The sequence below is a fragment of the Curtobacterium sp. MCJR17_055 genome (genome assembly GCF_003224335.1).
Classification (GTDB): domain Bacteria; phylum Actinomycetota; class Actinomycetes; order Actinomycetales; family Microbacteriaceae; genus Curtobacterium.
In genome coordinates, this window is sequence record NZ_QKLF01000004.1 from 15,199 (window position 1) to 31,570 (window position 16,372).

The window sequence follows — 16,372 nt, forward strand, 5'->3', positions numbered from 1 at the left end:
CCCCGGGGGAGTGGTCGGTGGAGAAGGTCAGGATTCGGGGAGGTAGCCGCTGCGGACGCTGTGCACGAGCCGCCCGAGCAGTGCGTCCCAGGCGGCCCGGGCGTCGTCGTCGAGCCGCGGTCCGGTGGTCGTGAGCCAGTGGTCGGCGATCACGACGATGCCGCTCATCAACGAGTCCACCAGCAGGGCGGTGTCCAGGGCATCAGCTGCGGGATGGCGACGGGCGACCTCGCTGCGGAGGCGTCCCGTGACGCGCGCGAAGGCGGTCTGCGTCAGGGCGGTGGCCTTCGGGTCGTCGCCCTCCGGCTCGCCGAGGATCCGGTGCAGGCGGACGATGGCGCTCGGCAGGTCGGTGCCGCGGGCGGCCGACTCGAGCTCGTCGAACATCGCCGACCGTGAGCCGTCCCCGACCGGCGTGCTGGCGATCTCGGCCAGGAACCGGTCGATGATGACGGACAGTGCCTCCTCGCACACGGCCAGGCGTACCTCGTCGAGCGAGGGGAAGTGGTTGAAGACGGTGCGCCGGGCGACGTCGGCGCGTGCCGCGAGTTCGTCGACGCTGAACTCGCCGCCGCGGTCTTCGATGAGCTCGCGGGCAGCGCCGAGGATCGCCTCGCGGTGCCGTTCCTTGAGGGCAGCACGGCGATCGGGCGAGCGGGTCACGACGTCGACACTAGGTGCATCGATGCACTCGGTGCATCTTCGCCGGGCCGATCCTCAGGAACGTCCCCCGGTCGACTCAGCGCGATGCGCGCCGGTGCCGTCCGTGTCGCTGCAGCAGTGCCACCCAGCGGGGGAGGCGGCGGTCGCCGGCGACGACCGCCTCCACGGTGCTGGACGGTGCGAACGCGAACCAGGGGCAGTTGGGGCAGACGTGCAGCCACTCGTGGACGGCGAGCCCGACGCCGTAGTACTGGTTCCGGGCGACGCGGAGCGGACGTGCGCACCGGGGACAGGACAGCTTGCCGCCGTCCCGGTCGATCGCGATCGATGGGGTGGTGTCTGCAGTGGTGCGTGCATCGTCGACAGCAGTCATGGCCCGAACCTCTCCGGTGTCCCGTCACGCTCCGTTGCGTGGCTGTGCGGAGAGGATACGACGCGTCCGGCCGCATCGCACACCGGATCACCGCCGTGTCCCGTGGACGCGGAGCCGGGTGTGCGGCGCTGCCGGTGCGGGTGGTGTCAGCGGAGCTGACGGAACGTCGCGCGGATGTCGGCGACGAGCAGTTCCGGCTGCTCGAGCAGGGCGAAGTGCCCCGAGATGATCTCTCTCGAAGACAGTCTCGGTGTTGTATCGTCTGCAGCATGGACGATCGAGTGACGGCAGGTGACCTCCCTGAGATCGACTGGGACGCGCAGGGCATCGAGACCGAGCTCGGTTGGGCCGTCCCCCTCGTCCTCCAGGAGTACGTCCGGCTCGGGAGCGTGGCGGTCGCGGACGTCCCCGGCGGTCCCCGCGGCTACCAGGTGCTCGTGGCGACCACGACGGAAGAGGCCTCCTCACAGCTCCTGCTCGCGAACCGACTCGGCATCGACAAGACCCAGATGACCTACGTCATCGACGCGCTCGAGGCCGCCGGGTTCGTCGAACGCCGACCGGACCCGACCGACCGCCGTGTCCGTCAGGTGCACCCGACCGACGCCGGGCGCGCCCTGCTCAGCCGCACCCGCCGGACCCTCAGAGCTGCCGAGGAGGTCCTCATGCGCCATCTCGAGCCGGACGAACAGACCACGATGCGTCGGCTCCTGGCCCGCGTCGCGCTCTCCGCCGGGGCAGGGACAGCAGGAGTGCGCGGGGACGACCCCGCGTTCGAGCACCCCCTCGCCGTCCCGGAGCGATCCCGGCGGCGCACGCAGACCACCACCTCGTCGACCTCGTCGACCACCCCACAGTGAGGCCACTCCCCATGACCAGTACCGTCCTCGTCGCCGGCGCCACCGGCGACCTCGGCCAGCGCATCGTCCGCGAACTCGTGGAGCGCGACGTCCGCGTCCGGGTCCTCACCCGCCCCGGGAGCGGGACCGCCACCGACCTCTTCGGCGCCGACCCGCGCGTCGACGTGGTCGCCGCGGCGTACACGGACCACGCGGCCCTCACCGAGGCCGTGGCAGGGGTCGACGTCGTCGTCTCGGCCGTCAGCGGGACCCGTCCCGTGATCGTGGACGCGCAGCGCGCCCTGCTCGCGGCGACCGTCGCGGCCGGCGTGCCGCGCTTCATCCCGTCGGACTACTCGGCCGACTACCGACGCATCACGCCCGGCACGAACCGCAACTTCGAACTCCGACGCGAGTTCGCCGCCGAGGTCGACGCCGCGCCCGTCCGCGCGACGTCGATCCTCACCGGCATGTTCACGGACCTGCTCACCGGCCAGGCGCCGATGATCCTGTTCGGGCGGCGCCGCGTCCTGTTCTGGTCCTCCGCCGACCAGGTCCTCGACTTCACCACGAAGGACGACGTCGCCCGCGTGGTGGCCCTCACCGCGTTGGACGACGACGCCCCGCGCGTCGTCGAGACGGCGGGCGACCACATCTCGGCACGGGACGTCGCGCACATCATGAGCGAGTTGACCGGCACCGCCTTCCGCCTGCAGTGGGCCGGCACGACCGGGACGCTCTCCGCGATGAGCGCGGTCGGGAAGCGGCTGTCGGGGAACCCGGACGAGACGTTCCCGGCCTGGCAGGGGATGCAGTACTTCGTGAGCATGTTCAGCGGGGAGGCGCAGCTGCGGCACGTCGACGACGACCGCTACGGTCCGCACACCTGGACGACCGTCCGCGACGTGCTCCGAGCACACCTCGAGCCGGACGCGACCCGGTGACGGAGGGGCCGTGACGCCCCGGACGGAGGACCGTTAGCGTGGCGGCCATGACGCAGATCGACCTGACCGGGCGGACCGCCCTGGTGACCGGCTCCACGCAGGGCATCGGACTCGCGATCGCCGTGGACCTGGCCCGCGCCGGGGCGTCGGTGGTCGTGAACGGACGCGGTTCGGACGGGGTGCAGCGGGCGATCGGTGCCGTCCGCGATGCCGTCCACGGGGCGCAGGTCGACGGTGTCGCCGCCGACCTGTCCACGGCGGACGGCGCGGCCGCGGTGCTCGACGCGCACCCGCACGTCGACGTGCTCGTCAACAACCTCGGGATCTTCGGCAGCCGCGACCCGTTCGCGATCACCGACGACGAATGGCGCCACTACTTCGAGGTGAACGTCCTCTCCGCGATCCGCCTGATCCGCTCCTACCTGCCCGCGATGACCGAGCACGGGTACGGGCGCGTGGTGTCCATCGCGAGCGACTCCGCCGTCGTCACCCCGGCCGAGATGATCCACTACGGCATGACGAAGACGGCGCTCCTGGCGGTGACGCGGGGGTTCGCCAAGGCGGTCAAGGGCACGGGCGTCACCGTCAACACCGTGATCGCCGGACCGACCCACACCGCCGGCGTCGAGGACTTCGTCGCCGAGCTGGTCGGCACCGACCTGCCCTGGGACCAGGCACAGCGCACGTTCATGCGGGAGCACCGGCCGCAGTCCCTCGTCGAGCGCCTGCTCGAACCGGAGGAGGTCGCCCACATGGTGACCTACCTCGCGTCGCCGCTGGCGTCCGCCACGACGGGCGGGGCGCTCCGCGCGGACGGCGGGTACGTCGACGCGATCCTGCCGTGACCGGGCGACGGGGCGGGCACACCCCGGTGGCAGCGCTCGCCGCGGTGGTGGCCCTGTCGCTCGGCCTCGCCGGGTGCCAGGACGCAGCTGCGTCCGATGCGACGCACAGCCCGTCCGGGATGGCCGCCGCGACCTCCGGACAGTCGACGCCGACGCCGACGTCGACTCCGGCAAGGATTCCGGCACCGACGACGGACGCGGCCGCCGAGCGGGCCTTCGCGGCACTCGAGACCGAGCACGACGCCCGGCTCGGCGTCGTCGCGATCGACACCGGCAGCGGGGTCGGTGTCGCGCACCGGGCGGACGAGCGGTTCGCGTTCGCCTCGGCGGCGAAGGTGTTCATCGCCGCGACCGTGCTCGACGCCGCCGCACCGGACGACCTCGACGCCGTCGTGCCGATCGGCCAGGGCGACGTGCTCTCGTACGCGCCGGTCACCGGTCAGCACGTCGGCTCGGGCATGACGGTGCGCGCACTGCTCGCGGCGATGGTGCGCTCGAGTGACAACACGGCGGCGAACCTGCTCGTGGCCAGGGTCGGCGGGCCGGCTGCCGTGCAGCGGTGGCTCCGCGGCATCGGGGACGACGTGACCCGGGTCGACCGCGTGGAACCGGACCTGAACGAGGCCGTGCCCGGTGACGAGCGGGACACGACCACCCCGGCCCAGTTCGCCGCCGATCTCCGCACGGTCCTGCTGGGCGGCGCCCTCGACCCCGACGACCGCGCGTTGCTCGTCGACCTGATGCGCGGGACGACGACGGGTGCGGGGACGATCCGCGCGGGCGTGCCCGAGGGCTGGACGGTCGCGGACAAGACCGGCACCGGGTCGTACGGCGTGCGGAACGACGTCGGGATCGTGACACCGCCCGGGCGTGACCCGATCGTGCTCGTCGTGATGACGGGCCACGACACCGCGGACGCCGAACCGGATGACGCGCTCGTCGCCGCTGCCACCCGCACCGCCCTGCGGGGCTGATCCCCGTCGGTCAGCGGGGGAGCACCGCCGACCACCGCTCGACGGCGTCGTAGGCGCGCTCGCGCACCGGCGCCGCCGAGAGCACGACGTCGTGCAGCGCGCCGTGCAGTCGGCGGACCGTCACCTCGTCGCCGAGTGACAGTGCGCGTCTCGCGACGGCGTCGACGTTGAGGGCCACGTCGGCGTGGGACATGCCCTCGTTCCACCGCGGCTGCAGCATGCTCTTGTCGCTGAGCATGACGAGCACCGGGACCGTGAGGCCGAGCCCGTGCGCGACCCGCTCCTGCCCGGCGAACACCGCGGCGAGCCAGCCCGGGTGCAGCGGGAAGCCGCGTTCGGGTCGCCACCGTTGGTCGTACGTCCACGACCCCTCCGCGGAGCTCGACACCGTGCGTGTGTAGAAGCCGGGGTCGACCGCCGGCATCGGCGCGAGGGGGTTCCGCTTCGCACCCAGCTTGATGACGGGCGCGACGACCGCCCGCCCGATCGCGTCGGCCTGGAACTCGAGCCACGGGCTGTTCAGCACGAGTCCCTCGACGAGCGCCGGGTGCCGCGCTGCCCAGAGCGCCAGCGTGAGCCCGCCCGTGGAGTGGCCCATCGGCACGAGCCGCCGGCGCTGCCCGGGGTGCTCTGCCCGGATCGCGTCGAGCGCGGCGGCGATGTCCTCGTCGTAGGTGGCCAGGTCGCCCACGTGCCCGGGCGTCTGGTGCGGCCGCAGACTCCGCCCGTACTTCCGCAGGTCCAGGGCGTGGAAGCGGGCGCCGAGCCGCTCGACGCGCTCGGCGAGCTCGGTCTGGAAGAAGTAGTCCGACCACCCGTGCACGTACAGGACGTCGACGTCGTGCAGCGGACCGGCACGGGGTCGGAGCCGGTCGGTCATCGTCCGCCGTCGACGGACCAGGGTGGCGACGACCGGGCCTTCGGCGTCCTCGCCGAGCGGGAGCTCGAGTCGCTCGTACGGCGGGCCGAGGACGTCCTCGTGCCACCCCGCGTCGGTCATGCCTCGTTCCTACCGCACGACGCTGCGCGACGACGGACGGGAGGCCCTCACCTTCTGGTGGGGACCTCCCGTCCGTGTTCGTGGGGTCGCTCAGGCGACCGGCTCGCTGTCGTCGAGCCAGCCGGCGAGCTTCGTCATGTAGTCGGCCTGTGAGGCGTAGTCGAGCGCCGGGAAGGTGAAGCTGTGCACCTGACCGGCCTGCAGGGCCGGGTTGTCGGCGAACGTGGGCTGCTTCTCGAGGTCGGCCACCTGGTAGCCCTGCTGCGACAGCAGGATGACGTCGGCCGAGATCTGGCCCGCGTTCTCCCAGCTGTAGATGCCCCAGTAGAAGCCCTTCGGCTTCGGGGTCACCAGGTCGACGCCGAAGTCGCTCCACATCTGCAGCGTGGGCTCGTCGGACGGGCGGGTGACGTAGGCGCCGTCACCGTCGGCGTACATCGAGACGACGGACAGGCCGCTCTCTTCGGACGCGGTCCGGAGGGTCTCCTTCGCCGTGTCGAACTGCTGCTCCGCGGACTCCACGGCGGACTCGTCGGCGCCGAGGTCCTCGGCGAGGTCGGCGATGTCCTCGATGACGTCGAGGCCCTTGCCGCCCCACTTGACCGTCGCGACGGGGGCGATCGCCTCGACCTGCTCCTGCTGCTCCTTGTCCTTGAAGCCGTAGGCCGGCTGCGAGGCGTCGAGCGTGCCCTCCGCGTCGGTCGGGTAGACCGAGGTCACGACGAGGTCGGGCTTCAGTGCAGCGAGCTGCTCGAGGTCGATGTCGCCGTAGGCGGTGCCGAGCTGCGTGATGCCGTCCTGGTCGAGGTCGTCGAAGCGGGCGTCCTTCGCCATCGGGAGCTGGCCGAAGGTGCCGACCGGGCGGAGGCCGTACTCGATGAACGAGATCGCGATGTCGTTCAGGACCACGACGCGCTCCGGCGTGTGGTCGACCTTCACCGTCGTGCCCATGGCGTCCTCGTACGACCAGGCCCCGGATGACGCCTTCGCGTCGTTGCCGGTGTCGTCGGAGGCACCGGTGCCGGAGCACCCGGTGAGGATGAGGGCCGTCGCGGTGACGGCGGTCAGGAGGGCGGCACGAACGGAGCCGCGGCGGGGAGTGTTCACGTTAGGTGAGCCTAACCTAACCAGGAGTTCCGCACCAGTCCGGGTCGCCCTCGGCCTCAGTTCGCGTGCCCGTCCGCCTCCGGCACGACCATCGGCGACCCGGTCACCGGGTCCGGGACGACCCGCGCGTGCAGCCCGAACGCCCGCTCGAGCAGTGCCGGCGTGAGGACGTCCACCGGGGACCCGTCCGCGACAACCCCGCCGTCGTGGAGCACCACGAGGCGGTCGGAGTAGCGGGCGGCCAGGGTGAGGTCGTGCAGCACCATCACGACCGTGGCGCCCTGCTCCCGGTTGATCCGACGCACCAGACGCAACACGTCGAGCTGGTGCGCGAGGTCGAGGTAGGTGGTGGGTTCGTCGAGCAGGAGCGTGTCCGCCCGCTGCGCCAGGACGAGCGCGATCCAGGCGCGCTGCCGCTGCCCGCCGGACAGGCTCGCGACGTCGCGGTGGGCGACCTCGGTCAGACCGGTCGCGGCGATGGCGTCCTCCGCCACGGCGGCGTCCTCGGCGGTCCAGGGTCGGGCCCACGACTGGTGCGGGTTCCGGCCGCGCATCACCAGGTCGAGCACGCTCGTCCCGGCGGGCGCGAGGGGCGACTGCGGGAGGATCGCGAGCTTCCGCGCGACCGCCCGGTTCGCCTCCTTCCGGATCGGCGCACCGTCGAGCAGCACCTCGCCGGACTGGGGCTTGAGCACGCGGCCGAGCGCCTTGAGGAGCGTCGACTTGCCGCAGCCGTTCGCGCCGAGGAACGTCGTCACCGTGCCCCGCTCCACCGCCAGGTCGAGGTCGCGGAGCACCGGGTGCTTGTCGTACCCGACGGACAGGCCACGGGCCTCCAGGACGGGTCCGGCGTGCACGCGGTCCGGCGTGGTCACGGCCGCGGGGGCCGGCGGGGTCGTCGTGGTCATCGGGACATCTCCTTGCGGTGACGGATGAGGAGCCAGATCAGGTACGGGGCGCCGATCACGGTGGTGACGATGCCGACCGGCACCTGCCAGGGGAACGCCGACCGGGCGAGCAGGTCCGCGCCGAGCACGAGCACCGCCCCGAGGGCCGCCGACAGCAGCAGCGGCGGCCGGTTCGTCCCGGCCAGTCGCACGGCGATCTGCGGCACGACGAACGCGACGAACCCGACCGGGCCCGCGGCAGCGACCGCCGCGGCCGTGAGGACGACCGCCAGGCCGATGACGAGCAGCCGGTGCCGCTGCACGCCGAGGCCGACGCCGGTGGCGACCTCGTCCCCGAGCTGCCCGATCCCGAGCGCCGCCGACGTGGCGAGCGCGATCGGGACGCCGACCGCGGCGATGACGAGGAGCGGCCACACGGTCGTCCACGACGTGCTCGAGAGACTGCCGACGAGCCACTGCGACGCCGCTGTCGCCTGGGTGATCTTCGCGCGGACGAGCAGGTAGCTCGTGACCGCGTCGAGCGTCGCGCTCACCCCGATGCCGACGAGGATCAGGCGGTGGCTCTGCACCCCGCCACGCCAGCCCAGGCCGTAGACGATCGTGGCGGCGACGAGCGCCCCGATCGTGGCGGCGACGGGGATGCCGCCGCCGAGGACCAGGGCGCTCACCGAGTAGCTGCCCCCGCCGAAGACGACCGCGGCCACGGCGCCGACGCTCGCGCCCGAGGTCACGCCGATGATGTCCGGCGTCCCGAGCGGGTTGCGCGTGAAGGTCTGCGTCAGGGCTCCGGCGACCGCCAGGGTCACGCCGACCAGGGCCCCGGTCAGGACGCGGGGGAGGCGCAGGGTCGTCACGATGAACGACTCCGGCCCGGACTCGAGTCCGAGCAGCGCCCGCACGACCGTGCCCGGTGCGATGAAGGTCGAGCCGATCGCGACGCCGAGCACGACGAGCAGCAGGGCGGCGACCACGGCGACGACCGAGGTGGTGAGGACCCGCGGACGCCAGGCGAGCCCGATCGGCCCGATGCGGAGGCCCTTCCGCGCCCCGGCCGGTGTCGCGGCGGGCGCGGTCGTGGTCGCCGCGCTCACAGGGACACCAGCGACCGACGGCGTGCGACGGCGACGAACACCGGTCCGCCGATGACGGCGAGCACGATCCCGACCTCGACCTCGGCGAACCCGCCCACGAGTCGGCCCACGACGTCGGCGAGCAGGACGAGCGCGGCGCCGAGCAGCGCCGAGGCGGGCAGGGTCCAGCGGTGGCCGGTGCCGACGACGGCCCGGGCGACGTGCGGGACGGTCAGCCCCACGAACGCGACCGGACCGGCGGCTGCGGTCGCACCTGCCGCGAGGAGCGTGATGCCGCCGAGGCCGACGAGCCGGGCGGTGAGCAGGTCCTCCCCGAGTCCCTTCGCGAGCTCCGAGCCGAGGCCGAGCGCGTCGAGGGCGCGGGTGTTCCAGATCGCGAGCACGAGTCCGACGGCCATGAACGGCCACGCGGCCTGCAGGACGTCGAGCTGTCGGCCGGACAGTGACCCGACCACCCAGAGCCGGTACGCGTCGAGGGACTCCTGGTCGGTGAGGACGATGAACGAGGTCAGGGCGCCGAGCAGCGCGGACACCGCGGCGCCGGCCAGGGCGAGGGGGACGGGGCTCGCGGTCCCGCTGCCGGCGACCGTGACGGAGAAGACGACGACGCTGGCGACCAGTGCGCCGACCAGGGCGAACCAGACCGAGGCGCCGGTGCTCGTGACACCGAAGACGTACACGCCGAGCACGACGGCGAGGCCGGCGCCGGCGGAGACGCCGAACAGCCCGGGGTCGGCGAGCGGGTTCCGCGTGTGCCCCTGCATGAGGAGCCCGGCGATCCCGAGCGCGGCGCCGACGCTCGCGCCGATGAGCGTGCGGGGGATGCGGGAGCCCCAGACGACGGCCTCGTCGGTGCCCGAGCCGCTGCGGGTGAGGCCGGCGAGCACCCGGTCCACGCCGATGTGGTTGCTGCCGAGGAGCATGCTCGCGACCGCTGCGCCCAGCACCAGCACCGCCAGCCCGAGCAGGACGCCGACCCGACGACGAGCCGTCCGCCGGTGGACGCCGGTGGCACCGATGACCGCTCCGGGAGGGGCAGCGGGCGCGGTTCGGACGGCGAGGGGAGGGGGTGGCACGGGAGCCATATTAGGTTAGCCTTCCCTCATGGCGAAGATCCCGAGGCTGATGCCCGAGAACCCGCGGCTGTTCCGGGCGCGGGTCGTCCGTACCGAACGGCACACCCCGTCGGTCCACCGCGTCACCATCGCGAGCGACGAGATCCGCGACTTCCCGTTCCTCGGCTTCGACCACTGGTTCCGCCTGTTCCTGCAGCGCCCCGAGCAGGACGCCTTCCGGATGCCCGAGCTCGACGGCGCCACGTGGTGGCCGCAGTACCTCCGCATCCCCGAGGAGTCGCGACCGCACTGCGCCAACTACACCGTCGCCGGACACCGGCCGGAGCTCGGCGAGATGGACATCGACTTCGTCGTGCACACCGACCAGGACGGCGGACTCGAGGGCCGCGCGGCGATCTGGGCCTGCAGCGCCCGACCCGGTGACGAACTCGCCCTGCTCGACCAGGGCTGCATCTTCGACTGCCCCGACGACGCCAGCGAGGTCGTCATCGCCGCCGAGGAGACCGGCCTGCCCGCCGTCGTCGGCATCGCCCGCTCGCTCCCGCGCGACGCCGTCGGCCGCATCATCCAGGAGGTCCCGGCCGCGGACGACGTCCGCGACCTCGACGCCCCCGCCGGGGTCACCGTGACGTGGCTCGTGCGCGGCGACGCCACCGCGGTGCCCGGTCGTGCGGCGCTCGCCGAACTGCAGCGGCACGTGCCCTGCGACGACCGCGGGTACGCCTTCGTCGTGGGGGAGTCCCGACTCGCCACCGAGGGCCGCCGCCACCTGCACCGCGCCGGGCTGCCCAAGTCGCGGATCACGTTCTCCGGCTTCTGGAAGCACGACGCACGGATGCCCGTCCCGGCCTGAGCGGCGCGCGTATCCTCGCGCCATGAGCTGCCGCCTGAGCGAACTGGTCCTCAACTGCGACGACCCCGAGGCGCTGTCGTGCTTCTGGTGCGCCGTCCTCGGCTACGTCGAACTCGGCGCGGACGAGGACGGCATCGAGATCGGCCCGGCGTCCGGCTTCGGCGGTGCTGCGCCCACGATCATCCTCTCCCGCGTGCCGCACGCGAAGACCCAGCCGCTGCGCCTGCACCTCGACGTCAACCCGGTCGACCGCGACCAGGACGCGGAACTCGAGCGGCTCCTCGCACTCGGTGCCCGTCCGGCGGACGTCGGGCAGACCGGCGACGAGTCGTGGCACGTGCTGCAGGACCCCGAGGGCAACGAGTTCTGCCTGTTGCGCACGCGGCTCGCTCCGCTCGCCTCCGCCTGAGACCACCCCACGACGGACGGGAGGCTCCCCACCGACTGGTGGGGAGCCTCCCGTCCGTCGTGCGGTCCGGACCACGGTCCGGGCCGGCTCAGCCCTTCAGGCCGGAGCCCGTGACGCCCTCCACGATCTGCCGCTGGAAGACCAGGTAGAGGATGATGAGCGGCAGCGCCGCGAGGAGCGCGCCCGCCTGGATGTCGGCGTACCGCTGGCCGAAGCTGCCCTGGACCGTGGCGAGCCCGACCGGGATCGTCATGAGGTCCGGGTTCGACAGCACGAACAGGGGCAGCAGCAGGTTGTTCCACACCCCGACGAAGGTCAGGATCGTCACCGCGGCTATCACCGGACGCGACAGCGGCAGGATGACCGACCAGTAGACCTTCCAGATGCCGGCACCGTCGATGCGTGCCGCCTCCTCGAGCTCCTTCGGGATGCCGTCGAAGAACTGCTTGAAGATGAACACCGCGATCACCGCCGGGACCTGCGGGAAGATCACCGACCAGTAGGTGTTCAGCAGGCCGACCGCGTTGAGCTCCTGGAAGATCGGGATGATCAGGACCTGCGTCGGGATCATGATGCCCAGGATGATGAGCAGGAACGCCACGTTGCGGCCGCGGAACACGAGCCGGGACAGCGCGAAGGCCGCCATCGAGGCGAACAGCACCGTGAGCACCGCGGTGATGACGCTCGTGATGCCGCTTGCGAGGTACCAGTTCCAGATGTCGCCCGACTGGAACAGGGACGAGTACGAGTGCACCGTCGGGTTCCAGTCCGACAGGATCTTGCCGGCGCCGAGCGCGGCCACCCCGTTGTCGGAGAGGGACGTCTTCAGCGCGAACAGGCTCGGGATGAGCCAGATGATCGCGAAGACCGTCAGGACGACGCCGGAGGCGATGGTGAAGCCCCTGCCGGAGACACCGATCTTGGCGGCGCTCGTCGGGGCGGCCGAGGAGACACCGGTACGGAGCTTGGCACGGCCGGTGGTGATGCTCTCGGTGGTGGTCATCTCAGGCCCCGATCTCACGCTTGGCGGCAGCGCGCTCGACGAGCTGCCGGATGACCGCGATCGCGACGATCACGATGAACAGGAGGACGGACGCCGCGGACGCCGCGCCGAGTCGGTTGTCGGTGAAGCCGACGCCGGTGATGAGCTGCAGCGAGACCTGGGTCGAGATGCCCGGGCCGCCGTTCGTCATCAGGTAGACCTGGTCGAAGATCTTCAGGGACGCGATGATCTGCAGCAGGATGACGAGCGTCGTGGTGCGGCCGAGCAGCGGCAGCGTGATCGACTTGATCTGCTGCCAGTTCGAGGCACCGTCGACCGCGGCCGCTTCGTACAGCTCACGCGGGATCTCCTGCAGGCCGGCCAGGTACAGCACGAAGTTGAAGCCCAGCGTCCACCAGACGGTCGCGATCGCGACGCCGATCATCGCCGTGTTCGGGCTGGAGAGCATGCCCGAGCCCGGGGTCATGCCGAGCGCGGTCTGCAGGCTCGCCCACAGGCCGGTGCTCGGCGTGAAGATGAACACCCAGATGAGGGAGATCGTCGCCGAGGGCAGGATGAACGGCAGGAAGAACGCCAGGCGGAAGAACCACTGCCCCTTGTTCATCCGGTTCGTCAGCACGGCGAAGACGAACGCCAGGATCACCAGCGGCGGCGTCGTGTACAGGGTGAACTGCAGCGTGTGCCAGAGCGACGACCAGAAGTCGCTCCGCCCGAGCATCTCGGCGTAGTTCGCGAACCCCGCGAAGCTGCCGAGCCCGGTGCGCACGGTCGAGGTGTTGAAGAAGCTCGTGACGATCATCCAGATCGTCGGGCCGAGCAGGAAGGCCACGTAGAACAGGCCGAAGGGGGCGAGGAACAGCCACCCGCTGCGGCCCTGGCCGCTGGTGATGCTGGTCCGGTAGGAGCGGAGCCGCCGTGGTGCAGTGGCCGCATCCGTGGGGCGGTCGAGGACTGGTGCTGTGGTCACGTCATCGTGCCTTTCGCGGGGTGTTCACGGTGTTCGCGCGCCTGGTCACAGGGGGCTCGGGGTGTTGAGGTAGGTCGCCAGCTGGCTCTTGATGGCGCGGAGTGCCTGGGCCGGGCTCGAGCTGCCCTGCTGCACGAGCGCGAGCTGGGCGCCGACGGTGCCCTCGAAGGTCGACCCGGACCCGCCGTACCAGGCGGCGTCGTCGAAGACCGCCGTCTCGGCCGCGGCGGCGTAGTTCGACTGCGGGGTGAGCTCCTTGTACGCGGTGCTGTCGAAGGTCGGCATGTACGCGGGGACGTGGCCGCCCTCGGCCCAGGTCAGGCTCTGCTCGAGCATCTGCTTGATGAAGAGCATGTGCTGCTTGCGCTGCTCGGGCGTGCGGTCCTTCTTCGGCAGGATGAAGGTGTGCGCGTCGGCCTGCGTGGCGGGCTTGTCGTACAGCTGCGGGATCGGCGCCATGCCGAACTCGAGCCCCTTGATCGACTGGGCGGTGCTGATCTCCCACTCGCCCTGCATGAAGAAGCCGGCCTTGCCGTCGAACATGAGCGACTGCGCGGTGGCGTAGTCGAGGGCCTTGTTGAGCCACCCTTCCTTCACCCACTTCTGGGTGCGGCTCGTGACCTCGTTGTAGGCGTCCTCGTTGACGGTGAGCTTCGCGCCGCCGTCGCTGATGAACGGCGTCGCGCCCTCGATCTGGTTGTACATCGTCCAGAAGAAGCGCCACGGGGTCGCGGTCTCGGGCACGACGTTCGCGACGTTCAGCGCGTTGCCGCCGGTGACCTTCGACACCGCGGCGAGGGCACGCTCGAAGTTCTCCATCCCGTCCAGGTTCGTGAGCTGGTCGTCGCTGTCGAGCAGACCGGCCTTGCGGCAGACGTCGACGTTGTAGAACAGCACGAACGGGTGCGTGTCGAGCGGGATCGCGATGTTGTTGCCGTCGGTCTTCTGCGCCGTCCAGGCCTTCTGGTTGAAGTCGCTCGCCTTGAGGCCCACGCTCGCCAGGTCGTCGGCCGTGATCGGGTCGAGCAGGTCGCCGTCCCAGAGCGGCTTCGCGCGGGTCAGGTGCGCGATCGCGACGTCCGGCGGCTTGTTCCCGACGGTCGCCAGTGTCACCTTCGAGTAGTACGGGTTGCCCCACGCGAACGTCGTCGCCTGCAGGGCGGAGGAGCCGCCGTGCTGCTTCGCGTACCCGTCCTCCATGGTCTTCATGCGGACGCCGTCACCGCCACCGAACAGGTTCCAGAAGACGAGCGTCTCGGGGGCGAGCGGGGTTCCGGCGAGCCCGGCGGAGAGGGGGCTCGCGCAGGCGGCCAGCGGCAGCACGGTGGCCGCCGCGGCTCCGGCGGCGAGCAGGCTCCTGCGGGTGAACGCGGACCCGCGGGGTGGCGGGACGGGACGGTTCGGCATGGCATCACTCCATCGGGACGGGCCGAAGCGGGACGTCATCCAGGGGAGGAGTGCTGTCCCGTTCTCGGGGCGTCGGTGCCCCGTGAGCGCTCACGTTAGCGCCGCGCCGTCGGGCGCGCCAGCCCTTCCGTCCCGTGTCGACACCCGATAGCGTTTCCCTCAGGTGAGCGCTCACTTCCGTGACGCCGCGGAACACAACTGCTCGACGCACAGCCTGATCGAAGGAGATCATCCATGCCCCGCACACACCTCGTCCTCGACTCCGCGTTCACGGTGGGCCCGGTGCGGCGCCGACTGTTCGGCGGGTTCGTCGAGCACCTCGGGCGGCACGTCTACGACGGCATCCACGAGCCCGCGCACGAGTCGGCCGACGAGCACGGCTTCCGGAAGGACGTCATCGAGCTGGTCAAGGAGCTCGGCGTCACGACCATCCGCTACCCCGGCGGCAACTTCGTCTCTGGCTACAAGTGGGAGGACGGCGTCGGCCCCGTCGACCAGCGTCCCCGCCGGCTCGACCTGGCCTGGCACTCGACCGAGACGAACGAGGTCGGCCTGCACGAGTTCCAGCAGTGGCTCGACTCGGTCGGCTCCGAGCTGATGCTCGCCGTGAACCTCGGCACCCGCGGCACCGCCGAGGCGATCGAACTCCTCGAGTACGCGAACATCCCCGGCGGGACGGCCCTGTCCGAGCAGCGCCGGGCGAACGGCAAGGACGAGCCGTTCGGCATCACGATGTGGTGCCTCGGCAACGAGATGGACGGACCGTGGCAGCTCGGCCACAAGAACGCCGAGGACTACGGCAAGCTCGCGGCGATGACCGCCAAGGCCATGCGGCAGATCCAGCCCGGTCTGGAACTGGTGGCGTGCGGGTCGTCGGGCGCGTCGATGCCCACGTTCGGCGAGTGGGAGCGCACCGTCCTCGAGCACGCGTACGAGGACGTCGACTACATCTCGGCGCACGCGTACTACGAGGAGGACGACGACCTCACCTCGTTCCTGGCGTCCGGCGCCAACATGGACCACTTCATCAAGACGGTCACGACCGCGGCGGACCACGTGCAGGCGCACAAGAAGTCCGACAAGCGCATCGACATCTCGTTCGACGAGTGGAACGTCTGGTCGATCACGAAGTGGGAGGAGAAGGCGAAGACCTTCACGCTCGAGGACTGGCCGGTCGCCCCGCGCCTGCTCGAGGACGTCTACACGGTCGCCGACGCCGTCGTGCTCGGCGGGCTGCTCATCTCGCTCCTCCGCCACGCCGACCGCGTCGCCTCCGCGTCGATCGCCCAGCTCGTGAACGTCATCGGCCCGATCATGACCGAGCCCGGGGGCGAGGCCTGGCGTCAGACGACGTTCTTCCCGTTCTCGGTGACGTCGCGCCTGGCCCACGGCACGTCGCTGAACGTGGTCGCGTCGGGCGACACGGTCGACGGCGGCAAGCACGGCACCGTGCCCGTCGTCGACTCGGCCGCCACCGTCGAGGACGGCCGCGCCGCGGTGTTCCTCGTCAACCGCCACCAGACCGAGAGCACCACGGTGACGATCGACCTCGCCGGCCTGTCGGTCGAGGGCGACGTGCACGCCGAGGGCATCTGGGACGACGACCTGCACGCCGTGAACGACCTGACGGACACCGCCCGCGTCGGCCTGAAGACGAACGAGTCCGTCCGCCGCGAGGGCGACACGATCACGATCGAGCTCCCGCCCGTGTCCTGGACGGCGATCTCGATCGGTTGAGCGCCTCGGTGCACGCTGCGTGCGGCGGGCACCGAGTGAGCAGAGGACGCCGGGTCCCCGCGGGGCCCGGCGTTCCTCGTGTCCGGCGGCCGCGGCGCGGGTGCGGGTACGGATGCGCCTGCCGGACCCGGCCGCCGAGCCGACAGATGTCCCCAGGTCTTCAGTGCCGGACTGTC

General features: G+C 71.5%; 17 protein-coding genes. 7 read left to right on the forward strand and 10 right to left on the reverse strand.

Features of this window, described 5'->3' with window-relative positions; all coding sequences use genetic code 11:
• Positions 1-27 precede the first annotated feature (27 nt).
• Both DEJ16_RS09785 and DEJ16_RS09790 read right to left on the reverse strand, forming a co-directional pair.
• Positions 28-663 carry a TetR/AcrR family transcriptional regulator gene (locus DEJ16_RS09785; RefSeq protein WP_181419551.1) on the reverse strand — a complete coding sequence of 212 codons (636 nt, stop codon included), beginning with the start codon at positions 661-663 and terminating at the stop codon, positions 28-30.
• Positions 664-739: 76 nt separating this feature from the next.
• Positions 740-1,036, reverse strand: a complete 297-nt coding sequence (locus tag DEJ16_RS09790) for a hypothetical protein (RefSeq protein WP_110824806.1) — start codon at positions 1,034-1,036, stop codon at positions 740-742.
• Between the two features lie 269 nt (positions 1,037-1,305).
• Here DEJ16_RS09790 and DEJ16_RS09795 point away from each other — a divergent pair, with 269 nt between their 5' ends.
• The 4 genes from DEJ16_RS09795 to bla are packed head-to-tail and all read left to right on the forward strand — an operon-like array spanning position 1,306 to position 4,638.
• On the forward strand, positions 1,306-1,896 hold the full coding sequence (locus DEJ16_RS09795; RefSeq protein ID WP_110824805.1) for a MarR family winged helix-turn-helix transcriptional regulator: 591 nt from the start codon (positions 1,306-1,308) through the stop codon (positions 1,894-1,896).
• An 11-nt stretch (positions 1,897-1,907) separates the two neighbouring features.
• Positions 1,908-2,819 (forward strand): NmrA family NAD(P)-binding protein, encoded by a 912-nt coding sequence (locus DEJ16_RS09800; RefSeq protein ID WP_110824804.1) that lies wholly within the window; start codon positions 1,908-1,910, stop codon positions 2,817-2,819.
• Between the two features lie 47 nt (positions 2,820-2,866).
• A complete protein-coding gene (locus DEJ16_RS09805) occupies positions 2,867-3,664 on the forward strand; it encodes an SDR family NAD(P)-dependent oxidoreductase (RefSeq protein ID WP_110824803.1) in 798 nt (265 codons plus the stop codon).
• Positions 3,661-4,638, forward strand: coding sequence for a class A beta-lactamase (bla, locus tag DEJ16_RS09810; RefSeq protein ID WP_258365905.1), 978 nt, complete (start codon positions 3,661-3,663; stop codon positions 4,636-4,638). The genes DEJ16_RS09805 and bla overlap by 4 nt, the downstream gene beginning before the upstream one ends.
• Before the next feature lie 10 nt (positions 4,639-4,648).
• Here the strand turns inward: bla and DEJ16_RS09815 are convergent, their stop codons facing one another.
• The 5 genes from DEJ16_RS09815 to DEJ16_RS09835 all read right to left on the reverse strand — a co-directional run bounded on the left by DEJ16_RS09815 (position 4,649) and on the right by DEJ16_RS09835 (position 9,820).
• Positions 4,649-5,638 carry an alpha/beta hydrolase gene (locus DEJ16_RS09815; RefSeq protein ID WP_110824802.1) on the reverse strand — a complete coding sequence of 330 codons (990 nt, stop codon included), beginning with the start codon at positions 5,636-5,638 and terminating at the stop codon, positions 4,649-4,651.
• A gap of 90 nt (positions 5,639-5,728) precedes the next feature.
• A complete protein-coding gene (locus DEJ16_RS09820) occupies positions 5,729-6,745 on the reverse strand; it encodes an ABC transporter substrate-binding protein (protein ID WP_110824801.1) in 1,017 nt (338 codons plus the stop codon).
• A gap of 56 nt (positions 6,746-6,801) precedes the next feature.
• Positions 6,802-7,653, reverse strand: coding sequence for an ABC transporter ATP-binding protein (locus DEJ16_RS09825; protein ID WP_110824800.1), 852 nt, complete (start codon positions 7,651-7,653; stop codon positions 6,802-6,804).
• The gene (locus DEJ16_RS09830) at positions 7,650-8,744 is read right to left on the reverse strand and encodes an iron chelate uptake ABC transporter family permease subunit (RefSeq protein ID WP_110824799.1); all 1,095 of its coding nucleotides are present in this window, start codon (positions 8,742-8,744) and stop codon (positions 7,650-7,652) included. Before DEJ16_RS09830 ends, DEJ16_RS09825 begins: the two co-directional genes overlap by 4 nt.
• Positions 8,741-9,820 (reverse strand): iron ABC transporter permease, encoded by a 1,080-nt coding sequence (locus tag DEJ16_RS09835; RefSeq protein WP_258365907.1) that lies wholly within the window; start codon positions 9,818-9,820, stop codon positions 8,741-8,743. Before DEJ16_RS09835 ends, DEJ16_RS09830 begins: the two co-directional genes overlap by 4 nt.
• A 28-nt stretch (positions 9,821-9,848) precedes the next feature.
• Between DEJ16_RS09835 and DEJ16_RS09840 the strand changes: the two genes are divergently transcribed.
• Both DEJ16_RS09840 and DEJ16_RS09845 read left to right on the forward strand, forming a co-directional pair.
• A complete protein-coding gene (locus tag DEJ16_RS09840; RefSeq protein WP_110824797.1) occupies positions 9,849-10,673 on the forward strand; it encodes a siderophore-interacting protein in 825 nt (274 codons plus the stop codon).
• Between the two features lie 22 nt (positions 10,674-10,695).
• The gene (locus tag DEJ16_RS09845) at positions 10,696-11,082 is read left to right on the forward strand and encodes a VOC family protein (RefSeq protein WP_110824796.1); all 387 of its coding nucleotides are present in this window, start codon (positions 10,696-10,698) and stop codon (positions 11,080-11,082) included.
• 88 nt (positions 11,083-11,170) lie between these two features.
• Here DEJ16_RS09845 and DEJ16_RS09850 read toward each other — a convergent pair whose 3' ends face one another.
• From DEJ16_RS09850 to DEJ16_RS09860, 3 genes are read right to left on the reverse strand one after another with little or no spacing between them, the layout of a single operon-like run.
• Positions 11,171-12,085 (reverse strand): carbohydrate ABC transporter permease, encoded by a 915-nt coding sequence (locus DEJ16_RS09850; RefSeq protein ID WP_110824795.1) that lies wholly within the window; start codon positions 12,083-12,085, stop codon positions 11,171-11,173.
• A 1-nt stretch (position 12,086) separates the two neighbouring features.
• A complete protein-coding gene (locus tag DEJ16_RS09855) occupies positions 12,087-13,052 on the reverse strand; it encodes a carbohydrate ABC transporter permease (RefSeq protein ID WP_110824794.1) in 966 nt (321 codons plus the stop codon).
• Between the two features lie 45 nt (positions 13,053-13,097).
• A complete protein-coding gene (locus DEJ16_RS09860) occupies positions 13,098-14,459 on the reverse strand; it encodes an extracellular solute-binding protein (protein WP_110824793.1) in 1,362 nt (453 codons plus the stop codon).
• A 234-nt stretch (positions 14,460-14,693) separates the two neighbouring features.
• Here DEJ16_RS09860 and DEJ16_RS09865 point away from each other — a divergent pair, with 234 nt between their 5' ends.
• A complete protein-coding gene (locus tag DEJ16_RS09865) occupies positions 14,694-16,196 on the forward strand; it encodes an alpha-N-arabinofuranosidase (protein WP_110824792.1) in 1,503 nt (500 codons plus the stop codon).
• The last annotated feature ends 176 nt before the right edge of the window (positions 16,197-16,372 follow it).